Source organism: Jeotgalibaca ciconiae, from assembly GCF_003955755.1.
Classification (GTDB): Bacteria; Bacillota; Bacilli; order Lactobacillales; family Aerococcaceae; genus Jeotgalibaca; species Jeotgalibaca ciconiae.
Window position 1 is genome coordinate 64333 of sequence record NZ_CP034465.1, and the last position, 24949, is coordinate 89281.

Below are 24949 nucleotides of genomic sequence, written 5' to 3' on the forward strand. Positions count from 1 at the left end.
GATAAGCTTCTTTTCAAGAATAATTTTATAAAACCCTATACTACAAAAAAACTCTATCTACTATAAAAGCAGATAGAGTTTTCCATAAAACTATTATTTGTTATCTAGGTTGTAGAATGCTTCTAGACCTTCATAAACTGCCAACTCACCCAATTGATCTTCGATACGAAGTAATTGGTTGTATTTAGCAATACGATCTGTACGGCTCAATGAACCTGTTTTAATTTGACCAGCATTTGTTGCAACAGAGATGTCAGCAATTGTTGAATCTTCTGTTTCACCAGAACGGTGAGAAATAACCGCTGTGTATCCAGCTTTTTTAGCCATTTCGATTGCTTCAAATGTTTCAGTTAAAGTACCGATTTGGTTAACTTTGATTAGGATTGAGTTACCAATTTTTTGGTCAATCCCTTTTTTCAAGATTTCAGTGTTTGTAACGAACAAGTCGTCACCAACTAATTGAACTTTTTCGCCTAGGCGGTCAGTCAATAGTTTCCATCCATCCCAGTCGTTTTCGTCCATACCATCTTCAATAGAGATGATTGGGTATTTGTTAACTAGTTCTTCTAAATAGTCAACTTGTTCTTCAGCGTTACGTTTTGCTCCGTTTTCACCTTCGAATAGAGAGTAGTCATAAACGCCATCTTTGTAGAATTCTGAAGCTGCACAGTCAAATCCTAGGTAAACATCTTTACCTGGTTCTAGACCTACAGCTTTAATAGCTTCAAGAATTGTTTCAACGCCGTCTTCTGTTCCTTCAAAACGTGGAGCGAATCCACCTTCATCACCAACAGAAGTTTCTAAACCGCGTTTTTTCAAGATTGATTTCAATTCGTGGAAAATTTCAGCTCCCCAACGTAGTGCTTCTTTGAATGTTGGTGCTCCAACAGGAAGAACCATGAACTCTTGGAAAGCGATTGGTGCATCAGAGTGAGATCCACCATTGATGATGTTCATCATAGGAGTTGGCAATACTTTTGTATTGAATCCACCTAAGTATTGGTACAATGGCACATCTAAATAGTCAGAAGCTGCACGAGCTACTGCGATTGATACTGCTAGAATAGCGTTTGCTCCCAATTTTCCTTTGTTTGGAGTTCCATCTAATTCAATCATTGTTCTGTCGATTGCTAGTTGATCGCGAACATCAAATCCGATTACTGCATCAGCGATTAATTCTACGTTTTCAACTGCTTTTAAAACACCTTTACCTAGGTAACGATCTTTGTCTCCGTCACGTAGTTCTACTGCTTCATGTTCACCAGTAGATGCTCCTGAAGGAACCATACCGCGTCCAAATGCGCCGCTTTCTGTATAAACCTCAACTTCAATAGTTGGGTTACCACGTGAATCAAGAACTTCTCTAGCCAAAATATCTGTAATGAATGGCATTTTTTTCTCTCCTTTTTTATAAAACAATACTTGTTATACACATTAATTCTAGACAACTTTTCTTAAGATTGCAACAACTTCTTGTGCATTGCAATTACTTAATGATTAATGATTCACCAGTCATTTCTGCTGGTTTTTCAACATTTAATAAGTCTAACATCGTTGGAGCAACATCAGCTAATTTACCGTCAGTACGTAAAGTTACGTCTTTTTTCGTAACAATTACAGGAACTGGTACAGTAGTATGAGCTGTATGTGGTGTACCTTCAGGTGTGATCATTGTATCTGCGTTACCATGGTCAGCAAAAATAATCGCATAGCCATCATGCGCAAGAATTCGATCAACAACTCTTCCTAAGTTTTCGTCTACCGCTTCAATTGCTTTAATGGTTGGCTCCAACATACCTGAATGACCTACCATATCAGGATTAGCAAAGTTCAAGAGAATCGCATCATACTTTTCTTCATCGATTTCTTTTACCAGTGCATCCCCTACTTCGTAAGCACTCATTTCAGGTTGTAAATCATAAGTTGCTACTTTTGGTGAAGGGATTAAAATACGGTCTTCCCCCTCAAACGGATCATGTTTTCCACCATTCATAAAGAACGTTACATGTGGATATTTTTCCGTTTCAGCAATATGAAGTTGCGTCATTCCTTCTTTACTCAATACTTCTGCTACTACATTTTCTAATGGGATTGGCGGGAATGCCACATCCGCAATAACACTATCTTGATAAAGAGTCATTGTAACAAATTTTACATTTTCAGGATGAATTCCACGTTCAAATTCAGTCCATTCTTTGTTTGTAAAAGCATTTGATAATTGGATTGCACGGTCGGGTCTAAAGTTAAAGAAAATAACTGCGTCATTATCTTTTACTGTTCCAATCGGTTGACCATCTCTTACGATAACGCTTGGCAGCACAAATTCATCGGTAATGCCATTTTCATAGCTAACTTCGACAACTTCTTGTGCAGAGCTATATTCTTCCCCTTTTCCAAGGACAACTGCATCATAAGCTTTTTCAACACGTTCCCAACGTTTGTCACGGTCCATTGCGTAATATCTACCAGACACCGTCGCAATTTCACCAAGACCGAGTTCATGCATCTTGTCTTCAATTATCTTGATATATCCTGGAGCAGCATGCGGATCAACATCACGACCATCTAAAAAGGCATGAAGATATACTTTTTTAACTCCTTTTTCTTTTGCACTTTCAAGCAAAGCAAGGATGTGGTTAATGTGACTATGTACACCGCCATCAGAAAGCAAGCCAAATAAATGCAGACTTGAATCATTTTGTATTGCATGATTGTATGCACCAGTTAGCGCTGGATTAGTTAAGAATTCTCCATCAACGATTGCCTTGTCGATACGCGTTAAACTTTGGTATACCACACGTCCAGCACCAATATTTGTATGACCTACTTCCGAATTCCCCATTTGCCCTTCTGGCAAGCCTACTGCTAAACCAGAGGCTTGCATAGTTGCATGTGGGAATTCATTCCAGTAGCGGTCAAAATTTGGTTTGTTCGCTTGTGCTACAGCATTACCTACTGTCTCATTTCGACAACCAAAGCCATCTAAAATGATGATTGCTACAGGTTTTTTACTCATTATTTTACTGCCTCCAATAATTGCAAGAAAGATTCTGCTTCCAGACTTGCTCCACCGACAAGAGCACCATCAATGTGTTCTTGACTCATGTATTCTTGGATATTTTCTGGCTTCACGCTACCACCGTATTGAATACGTACTTTGTCTGCAGTGTCTGCGTTATACAATTCTCGAACTGTCTGACGCACAACACCACAAGTTTCATTTGCATCCTCAGCAGTAGAAGATTTACCAGTTCCAATTGCCCAAATTGGTTCATATGCAATAACCAAATTAGCTACTTGTCCTTCGGTAAAGTCTTTCAATGCATTTGTAATCTGACCCTTAATCCAATCAGCTGTTTCACCAGCTTCTCTTTGCTCTAATGTTTCACCACAGCAAATAATCGGAATCATGTTATTACGGAAAATTGCATGAGCTTTCTTATTGATTTCTTCATCCGTTTCATGGAAATATTCTCTACGTTCTGAATGTCCAACAATAACATAATTTACACCCAACGTTCCAAGAGCTTTTGGACTAATTTCCCCAGTAAATGCTCCTTCATCTTCAAAATAACAGTTTTGAGCAGCTATTTTTAGATCTGTATCTTTACTGTCATTTACCATTTTCTCCAAATATAACGCTGGAGATCCAACTACTGAATCTACTTTGTCATTTGAAGGTACTTCATTTTTAACTGCTTCAATGAACGCATGTGCTTCTTCAGCAGTTTTGTTCATTTTCCAGTTACCAGCAATAATTGGTTTACGCATAATTATCCTCCTACTTGCTTTTTTACTTCTTATTTATCAGAAATTGATGCAACGCCGGGAAGTTCTTTTCCTTCTAGATACTCTAAAGAAGCTCCTCCACCCGTTGAAATGTGAGTGAAATCATCAGCAAAGCCTAGTTGCATTGCTGCAGCCGCAGAATCTCCACCACCGATAATAGTAGTTGCATCACTTAATTTTGCAATAGCTTCACATACACCAATGGTTCCTTTAGCAAAGTTTTCAAATTCAAATACCCCCATTGGTCCATTCCATACAACTGTTTTTGCACCTTCTAGTTCTTTTGCAAATAATTCAATCGTTGCAGGTCCAATATCCAATGCTTGTTTGTCAGCAGGAATATCATCAACTGAAACCACGCCTGCTTCTGCATCATTACTGAACTCAGTCGCTAAACGAGCGTCCACCGGTAAGATTAACTTATCTCCAGCTCTTTCAATTAACTCTTTTGCTAATTCTACTTTATCTGCTTCTAATAGAGATTGACCAATTTCTTTTCCTTGTGCTTTTGCAAAAGTATAAGCCATTCCTCCACCGATGATAACTTTATCTGCTTTTTCTAACAGATTTTCAATTACACCAATCTTGTCACTTACTTTTGCTCCACCAAGAATTGCCACAAATGGACGTTCTGGCTGGTCAACTGCTCCACCAATGAATTTAATTTCTTTATCCATTAGGAAACCAGCTGCTGATTCTAGGTTAGATGCTATTCCTACGTTGGAAGCATGAGAACGGTGAGCCGTTCCGAAAGCATCATTCACAAATAAATCTCCTAGACTAGCCCAATACTTGCCTAATTCTGGATCATTCTTGCTTTCTTTCTTCCCATCAACATCTTCGAAACGAGTATTTTCAAACACCAATACTTCTCCGTCTTTTAGATTGTTGATTGCTTCTTCTAATTCTGCGCCACGTGTTTGCGGAACAAATGTCACATCTTTATTCAATAGCTCAGACAGACGAGTTGCTACAGGTTTTAAAGATAGTTTTGCTTTATCTTCATCTGTTTTAACTTTCCCTAAATGAGAGAAAAGAATAACTTTTGCATTGTTTTCTAGTAAGTATTCAATTGTTGGTAAAGCTTGAACAATACGATTATCGTTTGTAATTTCTCCGTCCTTCATCGGCACGTTGAAATCAGCACGAACTAAAACTTTTTTTCCAGCTACATCTAAATCTGTTACAACTTTCTTTGTCATAAAATGACCTCCGTTCAGAGTTTTCATATAAAAAAGCGAGGAAGCGCGTTGCTTCCCCGCTTTTCGTTCTTTACGATCCAGCTATCGGATTAATTCAAATCTTATAGGTTAGTAAAGTATTCTAAAGTACGAACTAATTGTGCAGTGTATGACATTTCGTTATCGTACCAAGAAACAGTTTTAACTAATTGTTGGTCTCCAACTGTCATTACTTTAGTTTGTGTTTCGTCAAACAATGAGCCGTAAGTCATTCCTACGATATCTGCAGAAACGATTTGGTCTTCGTTGTAACCGTAAGATTCGTCAGAAGCAGCTTTCATTGCAGCGTTAACTTCATCAACAGTAACTTTTTTGTCTAGAACTGTAACTAATTCAGTTAATGAACCAGCAGCTACAGGAACACGTTGTGCAGCGCCATCAAGTTTACCTTTAAGTTCTGGTAAAACATCACCGATTGCTTTAGCAGCACCAGTTGTGTTAGGGATGATGCTTTCTGCAGCGGCACGAGCACGACGGAAGTCACCTTTTGCATGTGGAGCATCCAATGTGTTTTGGTCACCTGTGTAAGCGTGGATTGTAGTCATAAGACCTGAAACGATACCAAACTCATCGTTTAATGTTTTAGCCATAGGAGCTAAACAGTTAGTTGTACATGAAGCACCAGATACAATAACATCGTCTGCTGTTAATGTTTCATGGTTAACGTTATAAACGATTGTTTTAACATCGCTACCTGCAGGAGCAGATAATAGAACACGTTTTGCGCCAGCTTCGATGTGAGCCATTGCTGCATCTTTGCTGTTGAAGAAACCAGTACATTCTAATACAAATTCTACACCTAACTCGCCCCATGGGTTGTCAGCTGGGTTTCTGTGAGAGAAGATTTTGATTTCTTTTCCATTGATTGTGAATGAATCTTCGTTAACTACAACTTCACCATTGAAACGTCCTTGTGTAGTATCATATTTTAACAAATGAGCTAACATTTTAGCGTCAGTCAAGTCGTTGATTGCCACCACTTCGATACCTTCAAGTTCTTGGATACGACGGAATGCAAGACGACCAATACGTCCAAACCCATTAATTGCTATTTTTGTTGTCATACTAAGATTTCCTCCTTTAGGATAATCAGTTTTTTTATTTTAAAGGGTATCCCCTTTTAAAATCAAGTTAGCAGCACCTTCATCTGTTACAAGCCACGTATGTTCAGGTGCGATGTGTGAATAAGCTTTAATCGCTTTTGCTTTTAATTCTCCTCCTGCTATGGCTATCGCATAGGGAATTCTCTCAACATCTTCTATCTGAAGCCCAAATCGTGAGAGTCGGGAAATAATAGTTCCCTTTTCGTCAAAGTAACAACCAAATGCTTCTCCAACTACTTCGTTGTTCGTTAGCAACTTTTTCTCTTCTTCAGACATCTTACGACGTTCCATCATAACTTTAGCATTTCCGATGCTATATAACAAGCAATTCGCACGTTTCATCATGTTCATTGTGTATCGAATCGTAGGCTCATTTTTCAATGAGTCTAATGCTTGCGCACTAAGGTTATCAGGAGCGAATAATGCAGTGTTTTCTCCCCCTGTTGCTTGCGCCATTAAGTCACTGACAGAATTGGCTTGAATCGACATTACTTCTCCTAAGCCGCCTCTGGATGGGACAAACGTAAACTTTCGATTATCAGATAGTTCTGTTGTCATGTTTTTTGCCATAGCAGCCATTGTACTTCCGCCTGCTACTGCAACGATAAACTCACCTTCAGGTAATAGTTCATCAAACATATTTACTGCTGCAATTCCTAATTGATCCAGGATTGTACTGTCATCATCAAGATTACCAGGGACAATTCTACATAATTGTAATTTCAGCATTTTAGCTAGTTCTTCTTCTTTTGCATTCATTTTCATGAAGTGATCGATAATGCTCTCAAGCTCATAAAATACTTTTTTCCCTTTATGCGTCAATTCCATCCCGGCTTTTGAACTCGACACGATTCCATTCTTTCTTAAAAAATCTGTCTCGGTTCGTAAAGTACGCTCGGATTGATTTAACTTTTCAGATAAGGCTCTTCGTCCAATAGGCGAACATGCCTGAATCTCTTTTAAAATACGATATCGGGAATGTAGCACTGTCAGCAAATCAGGAACTATTTTTTGTAAGACTGAAATGGAATCCTTCATAAAACCCCTCGTTTCTATTTTGTTGGTCATTTGAAGACCAACTGAGAACTTCCTTCTTAATTAAAAGATATTCTTCAAATTGTGTTGAAAAAAGGAGAAGTAATCTGCATTTCTTAACCCTACGCTATTTATTTTATCAATTATCCAATCATTTGACAACCATTTATGCTCTTTTCTACCCTTTCTCATTGTTTTCTAATCTTATTACGGGCCTTTTTTTGACCCTCGACAGCTCAAGCACAAGAATAATTTTATAAAACCCTATACTATCAAAAAAGGCAACCAAATAACTGGCTGCCTTTTACTTATATTATGATAAGCTCTTTGAACTTTCCATTACTTCATCGATAATACCATATTCTTTTGCTTGATCAGCACTCATATAGTTATCTCGATCTGTATCTCTTTCGATCACTTCTAATGGTTGTCCTGTTTTTTCAGATAGGATTTTATTTAAGCGTTCACGTGTTTTAAGGATGTGTCTTGCAGCAATTTCAATTTCAGTTGCTTGTCCTTGTGCTCCACCTAACGGTTGGTGAATCATAATTTCTGCATTAGGTAATGCAAAACGTTTGCCTTTCGTTCCAGCAGTTAATAGGAAGCTGCCCATTGAAGCTGCCATACCCATAGCGATTGTTTGCACATCTGCTTTAACAAAATTCATTGTGTCGTAAATTGCTAGTCCAGCAGAAACAGAACCACCTGGAGAATTAATATAAATATAAATATCTTTCTCAGGATCTTGTGCATCCAAAAATAGTAATTGCGCAATTACTGAGTTAGCGGTATTGTCATCAATTGGACCACTTAACATAATAATACGATCTTTTAATAGTCTGGAATAAATATCATAGGCACGTTCACCGCGCGATGATTGTTCGATAACTGTAGGTATTAAATTCATTTCATTTCCCCCTATACGATATATTCTTTCTTTACAATGAGTATTGTACACTAATGGTCAAACAAGGTCAATAATTACGATTGGTTTATTTGACTAATGAAAGAATACTATTGTATCTTATTTTACCAAACATTTGAAATTATTATAGGTATTTCTCAAGAAAACGAAGAAATCTCATAATATGTGCCAGCGAGTATACTGCTTTCCAAGAGACAGGTTGAACCGCTCGTCACCGATGGCGGAAAAAACCCTATACTACCCTACTCCATAAGAAAAGCGGACAAGTCCGCCTTGGCCTATGAAAAAATAGGAAATTTGACCCTGAATGAGCAGCGAAGCGCGCAATGGGGCAAATTTATCTTTTTTTCACTAGGTCAGGACTTGGGAGCTAGACATTGATGGCTGAACTTATAATCCCCTAGTCTATCAAAAAGAAACAATCGAATTTATTTCGATTGTTTCTTTGAATAAAGCTCTATAAGTTGTTAATTAGTAAATCCGCGAATCCTGAGCAACTTACTTCCGTTGCACCATCCATTAGACGTGCAAAGTCATAGGTTACCGTCTTATCGGAAATTGTTTTTTCCAATGCTTTTACGATTAAATCAGCTGCTTCTTTCCAACCGATGTGTTCTAGCATCAATGTTCCCGAAAGTATAACGGATGAAGGGTTTACTTTGTCCTGTCCTGCATACTTTGGAGCAGTACCATGAGTAGCTTCAAAAATAGCATGTCCCGTATCATAATTAATATTCGCTCCTGGCGCAATACCGATTCCTCCGACTTGGGCAGCTAATGCATCAGATATATAATCTCCATTCAAATTCATCGTGGCTACTACGTCAAATTCATCTGGACGGGTCAGAATTTGTTGTAAGAAAATATCTGCAATTACATCTTTTACTACAATCTTTCCAGCTTTTTCGGCCTCGTCCTGAGCTTTATTTGCTGCTGCTGAGCCTTCCGTTTCTTTAATACGATCATACTGATTCCAAGTGAATACTTTATCGCCGAATTCTTTTTCTGCTAATTCGTATCCCCACTGTTTAAAGGCACCTTCTGTATATTTCATGATGTTTCCTTTATGAACAAGGGTTACTGTTGGACGATTTTCTTTAATCGCATACTCAATGGCAGCACGAACAAGACGATCTGTTCCTTCTTTAGAAATAGGTTTGATTCCGATTCCACTTGATTCTGGGAAACGTATTTTATCAATTCCCATTGTATTAGTTAAAAACTCAATGATTTGTTTTGCTTCTTTACTATCTTTTTCAAATTCAATTCCTGCATAAATATCTTCCGTATTTTCTCGAAAAATCACCATATCGGTCAATTCAGGACGTTTCACAGGAGAAGGAACCCCTTCGAAATAGCGAACTGGACGTAGACAGACATACAAATCCAACTCTTGTCTTAATGCTACATTTAGTGATCGAAAACCTCCACCAATTGGGGTCGTTAAAGGTCCTTTTATTGCGATGAAATACTCTTCAATCTCATCCAGTGTTTTTTGTGGCAGCCATTCGCCCGTTTGATCAAATGCTTTTTCGCCTGCCAGAACTTCTTTCCATTGTATTTGACGGCTACCTTTGTAAGCTTTTTTCACTGCTTCATTAAACACACGCTCTGATGCACGCCAAATATCTGGACCAATTCCATCTCCTTCGATAAAAGGTATGACTGGATTATTTGGTGTAGCCACCTTGCCATCTATTACTTTAATTTTTTCTCCTACAGTCATGAACTGAATTCCTCCCTAGTTACTATCGTTTGTCAATCGGTACATATCTTTGATTCACTGGTCCTACATACCTGGACCGCGGACGAATCAAGTTATTGTTAGATCTTTGTTCTTTTACATGTGCCAACCAGCCTGAAACACGGCTCATTGCAAAAATAAGGGTAAACAAGTCGCTCTCAATTCCCAAAACATGGTAAACTGTCGCAGAATAGAAATCAACATTCGGAATCAACCCTCGCGCATTTCGTATATAATCTTCTACTTCAACCGAGATATCGTACCATTTTTCGTTTTCACTATCTCTGGTCAGCTGATAAGACATTTCTTTTAAATAACTTTGGCGAGGGTCAACCGTCTTATACACGCGGTGTCCAAATCCCATGATTTTTTCTTTTGAATCTAATTTTTTTTGTAAATACTCAGCTGCTGTTCCATTTGCATTAATATCTTCCAGCATATCAAAAACCCGTTCATTAGCTCCTCCATGGAGTGAACCCTTGAGAGTACCAATTGCTGTCGTAATACAAGAATAGACATCCGAAAGAGTGGAAGCAGAAACTCTAGCTGCAAAGGTAGAAGCATTGAGTTCATGATCTGCATGTAACACTAGTGCTTGATCCAAAGCCTTCACTTCAGTCTCAGTTGCTTCTTCCCCTGTAAGCATATATAAAAAGTTCGCGGAAAAGTCTAAATCCGCTCGAGGTTGGATAGGGTCTAGCCCCTTACGCAAACGTGAAAAAGCAGCTACAATCGTTGGAATTTTTGCTTGTAGATGAATGCTTTGTACATGTACAGACTTCTCTGAGTTTTCTTCAGCATATGGATCGAAAACACCTAGGAGAGATACAGTCGTGCGAAGAACACTCATAGGATGTAAATTTTGCCGACATTGTATTCGTAAACAAGCTTCTACTGCATCAGAAATAGCAGAACTTTCATTTAGTTCTCGCTTGAAATCTCTTAGCTCTGTTTCGTTTGGTAAATGAAGATACCATAATAAATAAACAACTTCTTCGAAACTAGCATCATTCTCCATTAATTCTTGGATGCTATAACCTGCATAGGCTAGTTCGTCATCAATAATAGAACTAATCTTTGTGTCACAAGCGTAAATATTCGCTAACCCGCCTACTACTTCCATTTTCTTCACCTTCAATTCTTCTTCATTTTTAATATAGGTGAAGATCTAACTTCTAAAAAAGTTAGATCTTCTTCGTTAAAACAGCTAAAAAGTATTTATACATTTAAAGCTTCAAGTTTTTTCCGGATAACCATTGGTAGAATTCCTTGATGCTTGTAATAGCGGATATCTGCTTCTGCATCAAAGCGTACAATAGCTTGGAATTTTATCTGCTTTCCTGATGGATGCACTGCGGTTACCAGAACAAGCTCATGAATCCCGGTGTCTTTCGGCAGATCAATCGAAAATGATTCTTCACCTGTTAAACCAAGGGTATCCGCATCTTCATCTTCTAAAAACTGTAATGGCAGCACGCCCATCATCACTAAGTTTGAACGATGGATCCGTTCATAGCTTTTTGCAATGACTGCTTTGACGCCTAATAAGTTAGTTCCTTTTGCTGCCCAGTCACGAGAAGAGCCCATACCATAATCATGCCCAGCAATAACAACTAAGCCTGTCCCATCTTCTCGGTATTTCATTGCCGCGTCATAAATCGATAAAACTTCGCCTGTTGGCCAATAGGTGGTAAAACCGCCTTCTGTTCCTTCTGCAATTTGATTTCTGATTCGAATATTACCAAAGGTTCCTCGCATCATCACTTCATGATGACCACGACGGGATCCAAATGAATTAAAATCTCTCAGGGAAACTCCTTTTTCTTTTAAATATTTCCCAGCGGGAGAGCGCATGCCAATTGAACCAGCGGGAGAGATATGATCCGTTGTTACAGAGCCTCCAAATTTAGCAAGAACCTCCAGATTGTTTAATGGTGTTATTTCAACTGCTTCCGCACTCATATCCTCAAAGTAAGGTGGATTTGCAATATAAGTGGAGTCTCTATCCCATTCATAGACAGCTTCATCAGTTGTTTGGATGGCATTCCAATCTTCGTTTGCATTGAATACTTCTGCATAGTATTTTTGATACAATTCTGGTGTCACATATTTTTCAATATAGTCGTTCACTTCCGTTGCATCGGGCCAAATATCTTTCAGATATACCGGGTTTCCTTCTTGATCATTTCCAAGCGGCTCGACCGTAAGGTTCATATCTACATTTCCTGCAAGTGCATAAGCGACTACCAATGGTGGAGACGCAAGGTAGTTTGCTTTCGTTAGCGGATGAATACGGCCTTCAAAGTTTCGATTCCCACTAAGAACTGATGAAACTAATAAATCAGCTGATTGGATCGCTTCTTCAATTTCTGGCAATAATGGACCAGAATTCCCAATACAAGTTGTACAACCATACCCAACAAGGTTAAATCCAAGTTTTTCCAAGTACGGTAACAAACCAGCATCTTCTAAATAAGCTGTTACTACTTTCGAACCTGGTGCAAGTGACGTTTTTACTATTGGTGAGACTGATAGTCCTTTTTCATTTGCTTTTTTAGCTAATAAAGCAGCGGATATTAAAACAAATGGGTTTGATGTATTCGTGCAACTTGTAATAGCGGCAATCACAACATCACCTGTACGGATTGTATGCTCTTCTCCGTCGATGATGCAGGTTGTGCTTTTTTCGAGCTCTTGTAAGCCAACTCCAAACCCTTGATTTCCTTCTGGAGCTTCAAGTGCTCCTTCAAAACTTTCTTTCATCTTAGATAAAGGTATCAAATCTTGCGGTCTTTTAGGACCAGAAAGATTCGAATCCACTTCACTTAGGTCTATTTCAACAACCTTTGAATACGCAGCTTCTACGTCAGGGTTATAAAACAAGTTATTCGCCGTCAAAACGTCTTTCACTAGTGTAATCGTTTCTTCGGAACGTTTTGTCAAAGCCATATAACGAAGCGTTTCTTCGTCTACTGGGAAAAAGCCGCAGGTTGCTCCGTATTCTGGAGCCATATTAGCAATCGTCGCACGGTCAGCTAGTGTTAAACATTCTAGACCTTCTCCAAAATATTCTACAAATTTTCCTACCACTTTTGCTTCACGTAAAACTTGAGTAACCTTCAAGGCAAGGTCCGTCGCTGTAGCGCCCGCTCGTAACTTTCCTACAAATCGAACACCAACGACTTCTGGAATAGGGAAGTAAGAAGGTTCATTTAACATACATGCTTCCGCTTCAATTCCTCCAACCCCCCAGCCTAGTACGCCTATCCCGTTAATCATGGTTGTATGAGAATCAGTTCCAACCAAGCTGTCAGGAAATGCCCAGTTCTCTCCATTTTCTTCTTTGGAAACAACCACATCAGATAAATATTCAATGTTAACTTGATGAATAATTCCGGTAGCTGGCGGTACTACACGATAATTTGAAAAGGCATTTTGTGCCCATTTTAAAAAGGTATACCGTTCTTTATTTCGTTCAAACTCAAGAGCTGCATTAAAAGCAAGTGCTTCCGGCGTACGATAGGCATCTACTTGAACCGAGTGATCAACTACTAGATCTACTGGGATTTCAGGATTAATTTGATCTCCTCTTCCTCCAAATCGAATCATCGCTTCACGCATCGAAGCTAGATCAACAATCGCTGGCACACCTGTAAAATCTTGTAAAATAACACGTGTAGGCTTAAAGGGGATTTCTCCATCTTGTTTTTCTTCTGCCCATTTAGCTAATTGCTCAATATTTTTTTCAGTAATATCGATTCCATCTTCTTGTCGTATTAAAGATTCCAATAATATTCTGATTGTATAGGGAATCTTTTCTAAGGATACATCTAACTTTTTCGTTACTTCGGCTATGTCAAAGTACTGATACGTTTTATCATTAGAAATTATCTCCTTTTTACTTAATTCGTGATACGAAGTCATATCGTCACTCCTATTCTTAACTCTGAAACATTAAAATTAGATATATTATACATTGACAACCTCTCATTGTAAATTCATTTTTATCATTATATTATTAACTTGCTAGAATGAAATGTTCGATTATACTTAGAAATCCACTGTTAGCACGGCTTTTTTATGGACACAATAGTGTAATCACGAAGATTCATTTTATGAAAAAAGGATAAGTTTTCATTAAATATAAATAAAAAACTCCAAAAAAACATACTAAGATTAGTAGGTAGAAACCCCGACGGGGATTCTACCTACTATTTTCTTTTTTTGGAATATAGTAGTGGTGAAAGGAAGCTCGACCGTAGCCCCTAGGACCGAGAGTCCGAAACATAAACAGAGCTCCTTCACTGTCATTTCAGAATCAGGTTTAAGTATGTTGGACTTCGAGTCCGTGTAAAGGAAATGGGAATCGGAATGAATCAGCGAGGGTCTTTCAAACCAAACGAGAAAGTGAGGAGAAAGTGATGTTTGTAGTCGCACTAGACGTTTCCATGAAGAAAAGCTATGCCGTCATCTATGAAGGCACTACGTGCCTATGGAAGGGCGACGTTACACACACGAGAACAGGTTTTGCTGGTCTGTTGAATGAAATACAGATTCTGCCGCAAGCTCCGGAAGTAGTTTTCGAGGCCACGGGCGTCTATTCCGGCCTGTGGAAACCTTCTGCCAAAAAAACGGCTTGTCCTATACCCTGCTGAACCCGCTTCAAGCAAAAAAACAACTGGAAGAAGATACGCTGAGAAGTTGGAAGGCCGACAAACAGGATGCCCACAAGCTGGCGCAAACCCATGCCGGGAAAAGACGGACACCGAAGGTGGTACAGGAAGATATTTATCAAGACCTGCGCGATTTATCCCGCTTCTACCAAGAGGTGGAGGAAGAAATCAAACGCACGCGCATGCACTTGCACAACTGTCTCCAGCTGGTATTTCCGGAGTTGGAACAGTTCTTTTCGAATCAAATCAACCAGGAAGAACATCTCCGAAAACCGGGCCCGCAAGAAGGCGGAAGAATTAACCGCTCTGGCACAGGAGGGCTTATCCAGCCGTTGCTGAAAACAGTGTTCACTGTCAAAAGAAGAGCTACTATGCGGAAAGGGTCCAAGACCTGCTCCTCCAAAAGGAGGCACTCAAAAGCCAGATGATAGCAATGGCGAGGGAACTACCGGAACACGATTTATACATCACAATCCCAGGAATCGGTGAGCTGTCCTCGGCCTTATTAATCGGGGAACTGGGGGACATTCGACGATTCGAAACGTCCAACCAACTGAACGCTTTTGTGGGCATTGATATCCGTAGGTACCAATCAGGAAACTATATTGGCAAGGACCACATCAATAAACGCGGCAATCCGAAAGGAAGGAAAATATTGTTTTTTTGCGTACGAAACATGGTTCGCCAACAGAAAGCTGCCCCGAACCATATCGTGGATTATTACTACAAATAAAAAAAGCAACCCATCCCCAAAAAGGATAAGGTTGCAGTCGTAGCCTGCATGAACAAACTACTAAAATGTATGCATTCCATGGTCAGGAACCATACTAAGTACGACTATGCGTACACGGCCTCTAAGGGCCCATCAACAGTTTTAATATAACACAACACCCCGCAAAAAAATAGAAAAAGGGATGTTTATTTGGCATGCCTATCTTCGCATCAAGCATAGCCCCAAATCTACTCTCCAAGGGAGAGTTTAAGAAATTCATACGGATAGATAATTATTAGGCAGAAATCACTTGACTAAACGTAGGAAAGGGGCTGGGAAAAAACTCCCAGCCTCTTTCCTATACCCGAATAATGTAGCGTAAATGTGCTCAAAAAGGCAGCCCCGACGTCCACTTCACGAATCAGGCTCAGATGGTCTGCAACCATCTTGCGCTTATTCGCTCCAGTGATTCGGGGCTGAACGCCTTTTTTCCCACTCTCTAATCCGTTTATTTAGCTTTTCTATTTGAGGCATCGACACCATAAATAAAAGAGCTTTTGTTTACGTCTCCTGAGGGAATCGAACCCCCATCGCAAGAACCGGAATCTTGCGTGATATCCATTACACTAAGGAGACAACAATAGAATAATTATAGCAAAAGAGCAGCTTTTGTACAAACTATTTTTCCTATATAACAAAAAGAACTAGCAGCTGTCACTAGTCCTTCTGTTTGCTTATTTTAATGAAGCATTTTATAAAAGAAACTTAATCTCCTACCTTTATCGAATAAATTCTAAAATATGCTCCCAAGTTTCGCGTTCAAATACTTGCATCGCTTCACCATCACCTAGCACACCGTATCCTATCATTAAGCCCACAGCAAATAAAGCAACTGCCGCTACTATAAATAACAGAATAATAAAAATTGATTTAAAAATAGGTTTAAAGTCGAACTTCATAATGAACTTCCTTTACGATTAATTTCTTTGGAGTAATCTTCTAAACCAACTAGGTTCAGCTTGTTTGTCTCTCTTTTTTTTTCCAATATTTTCTAGCAAAATGCCCGTTCCTAACGCAACTGAATCTAACGACTCCGGAGAAGCAAAAACAGGAACGCCTAATTCATCACTAAACAACTGCTCAATTCCTCTAATAAGTGCGCCTCCGCCTGTTAACACAATTCCTGTATTAATAATATCAGCACCTAATTCTGGTGGAGTGATTTCCAATACTTCTTTTGCTTGTTCTACAATTAACATCAATGTATCATGCATTGCATAATATACTTCTTCTGACGTAATTGAAATCGTTCTTGGAAGCCCCGTGATCATGTCTCTACCGCGTATTTCCATATTCTCGATTTTTTCAGGAATTAAGGCAGTACCAATTGTTTTCTTGATTTGTTCGCCTGTCCTTTCACCAATCAATAGATTATGTTCACGTTTTACATAATTCATAATATCGGAATCAAGTTTATCCCCTGCTGTCTTTATCGAACTGCTTGTTACAATACCACCTAACGAAAGTACGGCAATATCACTCGTTCCTCCGCCAATATCGATTACCATGTTTCCATTGGGTTGGAAGATATCCAAACCAGCACCTACTGCTGCAACTTTTGGTTCTTCTTCAAGATAGACATTTTTTCCGCCGCTTTTTTCCGCCGCTTCAATAATTGCTTTTTGCTCAATAGTAGTGATATTTGTTGGACAACAAATTAAAATATTTGGTTTTGTCAACAACCCTTTTACGTTCAGACGATTAATAAAATGAGTAAGCATTGCTTCCGTTATATCAAAATCAGCAATCACCCCTCCTTTTAATGGACGTATAACCCGAATATTGGAAGGTGTACGGCCGACCATACGATAGGCTTCAGCTCCTACAGCTAATACACGGTTTGTTGCAGTATCAATCGCGACAACAGAAGGCTCGTTTAGAACGATTCCTTTTCCTTTAACATGGACTAACACATTCGCTGTCCCTAAATCGATTCCTATATCCTTAGCCACATTGTTCCCCTCTCACTTTGTATAGATTATTAATGTTTTTCTATTTTGTTAAAAATAATGCATCCAATTCTTTAACAGAAAGTGTGTTTCCTTCTTTCTCACTTACACGCTCAATTTCTGCTCCAAGTTTTCTGAGTTTTAAGTCAAACTCATAGTAGCCGCGATCCAAATGGTTTAAATTCGTTACACGAGTATATCCGTTTGAAACAAGCCCAGCAATAATTAACGCTGCTGCTGCTCTTAAATCAGAAGCAGCAACTTCTGCTCCCTGAAACTCTGAATTACCATATAATAATACCGTTTGTCCTTCAATTTTAAAATTCGCGTTCATTCTTCGTAGTTCTTCTAGATGCATAAAGCGATTTTCAAACACAGTTTCAGTCATCGTGCTTGTTCCTTGAGAAACCAGTTGCGCAATCGTCATCTGTGCTTGCATATCAGTAGGAAAGCCAGGATGAGGCATGGTTTTTACGTCTGTAGATTTTAAATGTTTCGGACCAATTACTTGGACGCCATTTTCTTTTTCTTTGATGATTACGCCCATCTCTTTTAATTTTGAAACAAGAGGTTTGTTATGTTCTGCAATAGCATCTTCAATAAACACATCACCATTCGTTACAGCTGCAGCCACCATGAATGTACCTGCCTCGATTCGATCTGGAATGATACTATGAGTTACTGCTTCTAATTCCTTTACTCCTTCAATCCGAATCGTTTCAGTACCTGCACCATAAACACGAGCACCCATGCGATTTAAAAAGTTCGCTAAATCAACGATTTCAGGTTCACGAGCTGCGTTTTCTAACGTGGTAGTCCCTTCAGCAAATACAGCCCCCATCATTAAGTTCTGCGTTGCTCCCACACTAGGGAAATCCAAATAAATACGAGCTCCGTGTAATTTCTCAGCATATGCTTCAACGAAGCCATTTTCTATCTTAATTTTTGCCCCCATTGCTTCAAAGCCTTTTAAATGCAAATCAATGGGTCTTGTACCAATAGCGCATCCACCGGGAAGAGCTACTTTTGCTTTACCAAGACGTGCCAATAATGGCCCCATTACCACAATAGAAGCTCTCATTTTACTTACATATTCAAATGGAGCCTCCCAGCTTACATCTCCAGTAGCATCCAATTCAATTGTACGTTCTGTTTCATTAAAATCTACATCAATATTAATATTTCTTAAAACATTATTAATTGTATAAACATCCGACAAAACAGGAACATTCTTCAAAATTGTTTTCCCTTTAGAAGCGAGGATTGTAGCCGCAACGATAGGAAGTACAGCATTTTTAGCACCATCTACTTTTACTGTTCCAACTAGACGGTTTCCGCCTCGAACAATCATTTTTTCCATTTTAAAAAATCCCTCCGAATTTAAGTACGCTCTCAATTAAGATGGAATCTTGCCATCTTTATCTCAATAATCTTTTTTTATTTTTCACGTAATATGCAACATTGTTTTATTTTCTAGTTTGTAATTAAAAGTGAGAGATTTCTAGATACTTCAAGAAAATCCAAGAAAAATGAACTTACTAAATACCCTAACGCAATGGACAGGAATACATACAAAATCCTTGCTTCTGGTATATGGTTCTTTCTAATCCACTTTTCAATTCTCACTGCTTTCAAAGCCCAAAAAGACAAAAAAATAAATAACATATGAGAGATTAATTTTAATAGACCAAACATAAACAATCCGTTCATCTGTCTACACCCCCTCATAGTCTCAAACTATACTAACATAAAATATTGAAAAAAAAAACAAGTTCAGCTTTTCTTAATAAGTTTAAAAGAAATGATGAAATTCATCACTCTTTTCCTATTATACAAGGTCTCTACCCATATAGAAACAATTTCCTTTTACAATTTCTCAAGAAAAATGACAAATCTTTTGCTTTCACATCATTTTCATAAAACTTATTTCAATTTTATAACAAAACGAGAGATTTATGAAATAATTTCATTTGCTAGGCTGTAGGGAGAAAAAAAACTAACCAACAACAGAATTGTCTACTGTTGTTGGTTAGTTTTATACCATTATAGTCTTTTTCGAGAAACACCGATCCGGTTCAAAGCTTTCGTCAATGAAACCTTTGCCCGTTGGAATTCCATATTGTTTTTCGCATTTCGTGCTTCTAACATTTTTTGTTCAGCTTCTCTTTTTGCATTTTCAGCTCGGTCGATATCGATGTCTTTTGCTCTTTCCGCTGTATTCGCAATAATATTTATTTCATTATCACGAACTTCCATGATTCCACCGTTCACTGCGATATGGTTTTGTTGCAAGTCCTCAGTCATACGAGTAACTGTCAATTCGCCAATGATTAAGGGAACAATAATTGGCGTATGATTCGGCATAATGGTAATGCCGCCGTCAGTAGATTCAGCATGAACTTCTTTTGCGTGATGTTGAAAAATAATCCCTTCCGGTGTTATTACATTCACGTTCAAAACTGCCATCTTCTACACTCCTTTATAACCCAGACTTTCCGCTTTTTCTAAAACAGCTTCAATTGAACCAACATTTCTAAAGGCTTCTTCCGGAACTTTATCATATTGTCCATTGATAATACCTTTGAAGCCGCTAATTGTTTCTTTAATTGAAACAAAAGAACCTGGAATACCGGTAAAGGCTTCTGCAACGTGAAAGTTTTGCGACAAGAAGAATTGAATACGACGCGCACGTCCTACTAATGTCTTTTCTGAGTCAGATAACTCATCCATTCCTAAAATCGCAATAATATCTTGCAGTTCACGGTATCTTTGTAAAATTTGTTGAACTTGTGTTGCCACTTCATAGTGTTCTTCTCCTACAATCTCAGGAGACAATGCACTCGAAGAAGAAGCTAACGGATCAACCGCAGGATAGATCCCTTGCTCTGTTAAGCGACGTTCCAAGTTTGTCGTTGCGTCCAAATGAGCAAATGTTGTTGCTGGTGCGGGATCTGTATAGTCATCCGCTGGAACGTAAATTGCTTGAATTGACGTGATTGATCCATTATTTGTTGATGTAATACGCTCTTGAAGTTGTCCCATCTCAGTCGCAAGAGTCGGCTGGTAACCAACAGCAGAAGGCATTCTCCCTAGTAATGCAGAGATTTCCGAACCTGCCTGTGTGAAACGATAGATATTATCAATAAACAATAATACATCTTGTTTTTCTTGATCACGGAAATATTCAGCCATTGTTAGTCCTGTTAAAGCAACACGCATACGGGCACCTGGCGGCTCATTCATTTGACCAAAGACCATAGCAGTTCTTTTCCCTACTCCTGATTCCTGCATTTCATAATACAAGTCATTACCTTCACGTGTACGTTCTCCAACCCCTGTAAAGACAGAAATCCCTCCGTGTTGATCGGCAACATTATGGATCAATTCTTGAATTAAAACTGTTTTTCCGACTCCAGCTCCTCCAAAGAGACCAATTTTTCCACCTTTTAGATAAGGAGCTAATAGGTCAATTACTTTAATCCCGGTTTCTAGAATTTCGTAATTACTACTCAACTCATCATATTTTGGCGCTTTTTTATGGATCGATTCACGAGGATAGTCTTTCGGAAAATCTTCTTTCAAGTCAAGCGTTTGTCCTAAGACATTAAAAACTCTTCCCAAAGTTTCTTTTCCAACAGGAACTTGAATGGGGTTGTCTGTATCGATAACCTCTAACCCACGTTGTAATCCATCAGTAGATTGCATCGAGATTGTTCGGACAACTCCTTCACCAAGCTGTATGACAACTTCTAACGTGATTGTTTCCTTTGTTCCATCTAATTTTTCCTTTTCAACTAATAAAGCATTGTTGATATCTGGTTGTTCTTTGTCTAGAGGGAAAGCAACGTCCACCACAGGGCCAATAACTTGAACAATATGTCCTTTTCTCATTTATTCATGCATCCCCTTTTTTATTTCTCTTCAAGTGCTTGCGCTCCGCCTACTATTTCGTTTATTTCTTGTGTAATAGCGGTTTGGCGTAACTGATTATACTGCATAGTTAAATCATCAATTAAATCTTTCGCATTATCAGTTGCACTTTTCATAGCGGTCATACGTGATGCATGCTCTGCAGCTTTTGCATCAATAATCGCGCCGTATATTAAACTTTCCGCATATTGCGGTAACAGTACTTTTAATATATCATCTTCGGTCGGCTCGAACAGATAGTCTACTTCATACTCCTCTGCTTCATATGGATCTAAGTCTTCTAATGGCAACATCATCTCAACGTGAAATTGTGAAGTTAATGCATTCATATGATGGTTATAACACACATATAGTTCATCAAAAACTCCATCATGATAATATTTTACAGTTTGAGATACTACTTGTCTGACTTCCTCAAAAGATGGCTGATCACTTAAATCACTTACCACATACTCAACATGAATATTACTCTTCCTTAAGTCATTTGCGAGCGTCTCACCAATAGAAATAATAATATATTCATCCTCTGACTCATGGTCTTGTTGGATCATTTCTCTAGTGGATTTTAATATTGAACTGTTATAACTACCAGCAAGTCCTTTATCAGAAGAAATGATTAAATAGCCCGTTCTTTTTACAGGCCGTTTAATGAGCAAGTCGTTAAAATCAATTGCATTTTGCTCATTAGCTACTGCGTGTCCATGCTCTTCTAAAAACAGTAACTGTGATCCAGCAATATGAGTAACAATTTCTCTAATTTTCTTTGCATACAGTTGATAATTCTTCACCTGTTGCTCTACTCTTTGCAACTTGGAAGCAGAAACCATCTGCATGGCACTCGTAATCTGACTTGTTTTCTTCGTTGATGCAATTCTTTTTTTGATATCAATTAAAGAAGAAGCCATCTTCTCACCTCACTTTAGAAAACAATGGCATTTTTTAAACTATTCGAAATCGTTAACTATGTGGAACAAAGATTTCCACAAATCCTTTTATTACTTTTGAAAGTTCTTCTGGGTCCGGTAAATCTTTGGTTTCAACGATGTGTTGCATAATTTCCGGATAGGAAATAGTTAAATAGTTTATTAATTCTTTTTCAAATCGTTTTAAATCTTGAACAGGAACTGTGTCTAAAAAGCCATAAGAAAGCGCAAATAGCATAACTACTTGTTTTTCTACATCAAGCGGTCTATGCAAGTCTTGCTTCAATACTTCTACTGTACGATTTCCTCGATTCAATCTCTGTTGAGTAGCAACATCTAAGTCCGAACCAAATTGAGTAAAAGCTTCCAGCTCTCGGTAAGAAGCTAAGTCTAAACGAAGAGTACCACTTACTTTTTTCATTGCTTTAATTTGAGCAGCCCCTCCGACACGAGATACAGATAACCCTGCTGAAATCGCCGGCCGGATACCGCCGAAGAATAAATCACTCTCCAAGAATATTTGCCCATCCGTAATTGAAATAACATTTGTCGGAATGTAAGCAGATATATCTCCTGCTTGCGTTTCAACAATCGGCAAGGAAGTAATGGATCCTCCGCCTAGTTCACCTTTTAGTTTAGCTGATCGTTCTAGCAGGCGGGAATGTAAATAGAACACATCCCCTGGATAGGCTTCACGTCCAGGTGGTCTTTTTAACAACAAGGACATTTCTCGATAAGCAGCAGCTTGTTTTGATAAATCATCATAAACAATCAAAACGTGTTTTCCTTGGTGCATAAATTCTTCTGCCATCGCTGTCGCAGCGTACGGTGCAATGTAAAGCATCGGTGCTGGCTGCGAAGCACTCGCTGAAACGATGATTGTGTAGTCCATCGCGCGGTGCTCTCTTAACATTTCTGTCAAATTACGAACAGATGATTCTTTCTGTCCAATCGCTACATATATACAAATAACATCTTTTCCTCTTTGATTAAGAATCGCGTCGATTGCAATTGTTGTTTTACCAGTTCTTCGGTCTCCGATAATTAATTCCCGTTGACCTCTACCGATTGGTACTAACGCATCGATCGCTTTTAATCCTGTTTGTAACGGCTCCGTTACAGATTGGCGGTCCATAACACTGGGAGCTTCATTCTCAACAGGTCTTTTCTTTGTCGTCATAACAGAACCTTGACCATCAATAGGTTCTCCTAAAGCATCCACTACTCTACCGATTAGTGCTTCTCCAACAGGAACTTCCATAATGCGCCCTGTTCTTTTTACAATATCTCCTTCATGGATATTCTCAAATTCTCCAAAAATGATGATTCCCACATCTTCTTTTTCCAGACTTTGAGCCATTCCAATTGAGCCATTTGAAAAAAGTAGAAGTTCTCCACTCATGACATTTTTCAGTCCAGTAGCTCTTGCAATTCCATCACCGACATATGTCAGTTTTCCAATTTCTTCCATTTCTGGAACAGATTGAAAAGAGCTGATTCTTTCCTTTATCAAAGAATGTAAATTATCTTTATCTATCGCCACATTCTTCACCTCTTCAATCTCATTGGTCTTCTAATAAGTATTTTCTCATTTCAGTAATTTTCGTTTGAAGTGTGTTATCAAACGAATAATTATCTGATTCTAGTTTAACTCCACCTAAAACTGATTCATCAACTACTTCTTTAACATAAAGATGATGATTCTCTACTTTTTTTCGGAAAGCTTTGATAATCCGATCTTTTTGCTTTTGTTTTAAGGCTACTGCTGAAGTTATTGTCACATTAACTGGTTCTCGATCTTCCTTGTGAAGTTCATTGAATTGGTTAATGGCGTCAATGTAACTTGCAGTATCGATATTCGACAAAAACTCAAGTGTTCTTTCAGATAGAAATTGGACAGCTATTCGTAGTTTATTTTCTACAACAGCGGTATTACCTTCTTCATCCATAACTTCTAAAAGGTTATCTTTCAGCTGATTTAACTCATAATATATTTTCTCAGCAATTTCAGAACTTTCCAAACTATTATAGAAGGTTGTTACAAATAGACGTAGGGAGGAGCTTTTTATATTTTCTCTCTCCATATTAATCATCCAGCCCTTTAATAAATTCCTCAATTAAGCGGTCTTGGTCTTCTGCATTCAATTCCTTGCCAATAATACTTTCAGCAATGCTAATAGACATTTCACTAATTTCTGAACGTAATTTTGCAAAAGCTTTTTTTCGTTCTAAATCCACTTCTTTTTCTGCTTGTTTTCGTATTCTTCGAGCGTCTTCTTTTGCTTCATTTACGATTGATTTTTGCAATTCGTTCCCTTCAGCCTGCGCTCTTGTCAAGGTTTCATTCGCTTTGTTTCTCGCTTCTCGAAGTTGTTGTTCTACTTCCGCTAATTGTCTTTCTGCACTAATACGAGCAGTTTCTGCCTTATCAATATCAGCATTAATCGTTTGCTCTCGTTGGTCCAGCATATTCATCAGCGGTTTCCAAGCAACACGTTTTAACAATGCAAAAAGAAGTAAAAATGCAACTAACGTAACGAGTGTATTACCTAAAGCTGTAGAAGCACTTCCTAATATAACACCTAGTGTCACACTCTTTCCTCCTCTATCAGTTCTTTCTTTCTAGCCGGTTATTGGAAAATAAGTAAGAATGCTATAACTACAGCCATGATTGGCACAGCTTCAATTAACCCTACACCGATAAACATTAATGTTTGTAATCTGCTTTGAAGTTCAGGTTGTCTAGCTATCGCCTCGATTGTTGTTGATATTACCTTACCGTTTCCTAAAGAAGCTCCTATGGCTGCACCTGCAACCGCAATCGCTGCTGCTATAAAATTCATGTTAATTTCTCCTTTGTTTTTA

21 protein-coding genes, 1 tRNA gene and 1 pseudogene are annotated in these 24949 nt (G+C 38.5%); 1 reads left to right on the forward strand and 22 read right to left on the reverse strand.

Features of this window, described 5'->3' with window-relative positions; all coding sequences use genetic code 11:
- Window positions 1-93: 93 nt before the first annotated feature.
- The 10 genes from eno to acnA all read right to left on the reverse strand — a co-directional run bounded on the left by eno (window position 94) and on the right by acnA (window position 13761).
- Entirely contained in the window at window positions 94-1392 is a 1299-nt protein-coding gene (gene eno / locus EJN90_RS00345) for a phosphopyruvate hydratase (protein ID WP_126108339.1), read from the reverse strand.
- Between the two features lie 94 nt (window positions 1393-1486).
- Window positions 1487-3016, reverse strand: a complete 1530-nt coding sequence (gpmI, locus tag EJN90_RS00350) for a 2,3-bisphosphoglycerate-independent phosphoglycerate mutase (protein WP_126108340.1) — start codon at window positions 3014-3016, stop codon at window positions 1487-1489.
- Entirely contained in the window at window positions 3016-3771 is a 756-nt protein-coding gene (gene tpiA / locus EJN90_RS00355; RefSeq protein WP_126108341.1) for a triose-phosphate isomerase, read from the reverse strand. Before tpiA ends, gpmI begins: the two co-directional genes overlap by 1 nt.
- A gap of 29 nt (window positions 3772-3800) precedes the next feature.
- The gene (locus tag EJN90_RS00360) at window positions 3801-4991 is read right to left on the reverse strand and encodes a phosphoglycerate kinase (RefSeq protein WP_126108342.1); all 1191 of its coding nucleotides are present in this window, start codon (window positions 4989-4991) and stop codon (window positions 3801-3803) included.
- Window positions 4992-5092: 101 nt separating this feature from the next.
- Entirely contained in the window at window positions 5093-6094 is a 1002-nt protein-coding gene (gene gap, locus EJN90_RS00365) for a type I glyceraldehyde-3-phosphate dehydrogenase (protein WP_126108343.1), read from the reverse strand.
- Between the two features lie 39 nt (window positions 6095-6133).
- A complete protein-coding gene (locus EJN90_RS00370) occupies window positions 6134-7171 on the reverse strand; it encodes a sugar-binding transcriptional regulator (RefSeq protein ID WP_164543949.1) in 1038 nt (345 codons plus the stop codon).
- Window positions 7172-7481: 310 nt separating this feature from the next.
- A complete protein-coding gene (clpP, locus tag EJN90_RS00375; protein ID WP_126108345.1) occupies window positions 7482-8075 on the reverse strand; it encodes an ATP-dependent Clp endopeptidase proteolytic subunit ClpP in 594 nt (197 codons plus the stop codon).
- 475 nt (window positions 8076-8550) lie between these two features.
- Complete coding sequence (icd, locus tag EJN90_RS00380) at window positions 8551-9819, reverse strand: NADP-dependent isocitrate dehydrogenase (RefSeq protein WP_126108346.1); 1269 nt, start codon at window positions 9817-9819, stop codon at window positions 8551-8553.
- Window positions 9820-9841: 22 nt separating this feature from the next.
- Window positions 9842-10960 (reverse strand): citrate synthase, encoded by a 1119-nt coding sequence (locus EJN90_RS00385; protein WP_126112167.1) that lies wholly within the window; start codon window positions 10958-10960, stop codon window positions 9842-9844.
- A 95-nt stretch (window positions 10961-11055) separates the two neighbouring features.
- Window positions 11056-13761: an aconitate hydratase AcnA gene (gene acnA / locus EJN90_RS00390; RefSeq protein WP_126108347.1), complete on the reverse strand. Its 2706-nt coding sequence runs from the start codon at window positions 13759-13761 to the stop codon at window positions 11056-11058.
- A gap of 494 nt (window positions 13762-14255) precedes the next feature.
- On the opposite strand from acnA, the pseudogene EJN90_RS00395 reads away from it, so the two are divergent.
- Window positions 14256-15393: pseudogene (locus tag EJN90_RS00395) on the forward strand (IS110 family RNA-guided transposase).
- 393 nt (window positions 15394-15786) lie between these two features.
- Here EJN90_RS00395 and EJN90_RS00400 read toward each other — a convergent pair.
- The 12 genes from EJN90_RS00400 to atpE form a co-directional block, all read right to left on the reverse strand.
- A tRNA-Arg gene (locus tag EJN90_RS00400) sits at window positions 15787-15858 on the reverse strand.
- 143 nt (window positions 15859-16001) lie between these two features.
- Complete coding sequence (locus EJN90_RS00405) at window positions 16002-16181, reverse strand: DNA-directed RNA polymerase subunit beta (protein WP_126108348.1); 180 nt, start codon at window positions 16179-16181, stop codon at window positions 16002-16004.
- 18 nt (window positions 16182-16199) lie between these two features.
- The gene (gene mreB / locus EJN90_RS00410; protein ID WP_126108349.1) at window positions 16200-17234 is read right to left on the reverse strand and encodes a rod shape-determining protein; all 1035 of its coding nucleotides are present in this window, start codon (window positions 17232-17234) and stop codon (window positions 16200-16202) included.
- A 40-nt stretch (window positions 17235-17274) separates the two neighbouring features.
- Window positions 17275-18591, reverse strand: coding sequence for a UDP-N-acetylglucosamine 1-carboxyvinyltransferase (gene murA / locus EJN90_RS00415; protein WP_126108350.1), 1317 nt, complete (start codon window positions 18589-18591; stop codon window positions 17275-17277).
- Window positions 18592-18704: 113 nt separating this feature from the next.
- On the reverse strand, window positions 18705-18941 hold the full coding sequence (locus tag EJN90_RS00420; RefSeq protein WP_126108351.1) for a DUF1146 family protein: 237 nt from the start codon (window positions 18939-18941) through the stop codon (window positions 18705-18707).
- Window positions 18942-19274: 333 nt separating this feature from the next.
- Window positions 19275-19697 carry a F0F1 ATP synthase subunit epsilon gene (locus EJN90_RS00425; RefSeq protein ID WP_126108352.1) on the reverse strand — a complete coding sequence of 141 codons (423 nt, stop codon included), beginning with the start codon at window positions 19695-19697 and terminating at the stop codon, window positions 19275-19277.
- Between the two features lie 3 nt (window positions 19698-19700).
- Window positions 19701-21122 carry a F0F1 ATP synthase subunit beta gene (atpD, locus tag EJN90_RS00430; protein WP_126108353.1) on the reverse strand — a complete coding sequence of 474 codons (1422 nt, stop codon included), beginning with the start codon at window positions 21120-21122 and terminating at the stop codon, window positions 19701-19703.
- Window positions 21123-21142: 20 nt separating this feature from the next.
- Complete coding sequence (locus EJN90_RS00435; protein WP_126108354.1) at window positions 21143-22066, reverse strand: F0F1 ATP synthase subunit gamma; 924 nt, start codon at window positions 22064-22066, stop codon at window positions 21143-21145.
- A 52-nt stretch (window positions 22067-22118) separates the two neighbouring features.
- Window positions 22119-23627 (reverse strand): F0F1 ATP synthase subunit alpha, encoded by a 1509-nt coding sequence (atpA, locus tag EJN90_RS00440; protein ID WP_126108355.1) that lies wholly within the window; start codon window positions 23625-23627, stop codon window positions 22119-22121.
- 19 nt (window positions 23628-23646) lie between these two features.
- The gene (locus tag EJN90_RS00445) at window positions 23647-24168 is read right to left on the reverse strand and encodes a F0F1 ATP synthase subunit delta (RefSeq protein ID WP_164543950.1); all 522 of its coding nucleotides are present in this window, start codon (window positions 24166-24168) and stop codon (window positions 23647-23649) included.
- A gap of 1 nt (window position 24169) precedes the next feature.
- Complete coding sequence (atpF, locus tag EJN90_RS00450; RefSeq protein WP_126108357.1) at window positions 24170-24676, reverse strand: F0F1 ATP synthase subunit B; 507 nt, start codon at window positions 24674-24676, stop codon at window positions 24170-24172.
- Between the two features lie 38 nt (window positions 24677-24714).
- Window positions 24715-24927: a F0F1 ATP synthase subunit C gene (gene atpE / locus EJN90_RS00455; RefSeq protein ID WP_076765617.1), complete on the reverse strand. Its 213-nt coding sequence runs from the start codon at window positions 24925-24927 to the stop codon at window positions 24715-24717.
- Window positions 24928-24949 lie beyond the last annotated feature (22 nt).

Excerpts from the sequence above, each read along its gene's own strand:
- eno (WP_126108339.1), bottom strand. The coding sequence starts at position 1,392 with ATGCCATTCATTACAGATATTTTGGCTAGAGAAGTTCTTGATTCACGT.
- gpmI (WP_126108340.1), bottom strand. The coding sequence starts at position 3,016 with ATGAGTAAAAAACCTGTAGCAATCATCATTTTAGATGGCTTTGGTTGT.
- tpiA (WP_126108341.1), bottom strand. The coding sequence starts at position 3,771 with ATGCGTAAACCAATTATTGCTGGTAACTGGAAAATGAACAAAACTGCT.
- EJN90_RS00360 (WP_126108342.1), bottom strand. The coding sequence starts at position 4,991 with ATGACAAAGAAAGTTGTAACAGATTTAGATGTAGCTGGAAAAAAAGTT.
- gap (WP_126108343.1), bottom strand. The coding sequence starts at position 6,094 with ATGACAACAAAAATAGCAATTAATGGGTTTGGACGTATTGGTCGTCTT.
- EJN90_RS00370 (WP_164543949.1), bottom strand. The coding sequence starts at position 7,171 with ATGAAGGATTCCATTTCAGTCTTACAAAAAATAGTTCCTGATTTGCTG.
- clpP (WP_126108345.1), bottom strand. The coding sequence starts at position 8,075 with ATGAATTTAATACCTACAGTTATCGAACAATCATCGCGCGGTGAACGT.
- icd (WP_126108346.1), bottom strand. The coding sequence starts at position 9,819 with ATGACTGTAGGAGAAAAAATTAAAGTAATAGATGGCAAGGTGGCTACA.
- EJN90_RS00385 (WP_126112167.1), bottom strand. The coding sequence starts at position 10,960 with ATGGAAGTAGTAGGCGGGTTAGCGAATATTTACGCTTGTGACACAAAG.
- acnA (WP_126108347.1), bottom strand. The coding sequence starts at position 13,761 with ATGACTTCGTATCACGAATTAAGTAAAAAGGAGATAATTTCTAATGAT.
- EJN90_RS00405 (WP_126108348.1), bottom strand. The coding sequence starts at position 16,181 with ATGAAGTTCGACTTTAAACCTATTTTTAAATCAATTTTTATTATTCTG.
- murA (WP_126108350.1), bottom strand. The coding sequence starts at position 18,591 with ATGGAAAAAATGATTGTTCGAGGCGGAAACCGTCTAGTTGGAACAGTA.
- EJN90_RS00420 (WP_126108351.1), bottom strand. The coding sequence starts at position 18,941 with ATGAACGGATTGTTTATGTTTGGTCTATTAAAATTAATCTCTCATATG.
- EJN90_RS00425 (WP_126108352.1), bottom strand. The coding sequence starts at position 19,697 with ATGGCAGTTTTGAACGTGAATGTAATAACACCGGAAGGGATTATTTTT.
- atpD (WP_126108353.1), bottom strand. The coding sequence starts at position 21,122 with ATGAGAAAAGGACATATTGTTCAAGTTATTGGCCCTGTGGTGGACGTT.
- EJN90_RS00435 (WP_126108354.1), bottom strand. The coding sequence starts at position 22,066 with ATGGCTTCTTCTTTAATTGATATCAAAAAAAGAATTGCATCAACGAAG.
- EJN90_RS00445 (WP_164543950.1), bottom strand. The coding sequence starts at position 24,168 with ATGGAGAGAGAAAATATAAAAAGCTCCTCCCTACGTCTATTTGTAACA.
- atpE (WP_076765617.1), bottom strand. The coding sequence starts at position 24,927 with ATGAATTTTATAGCAGCAGCGATTGCGGTTGCAGGTGCAGCCATAGGA.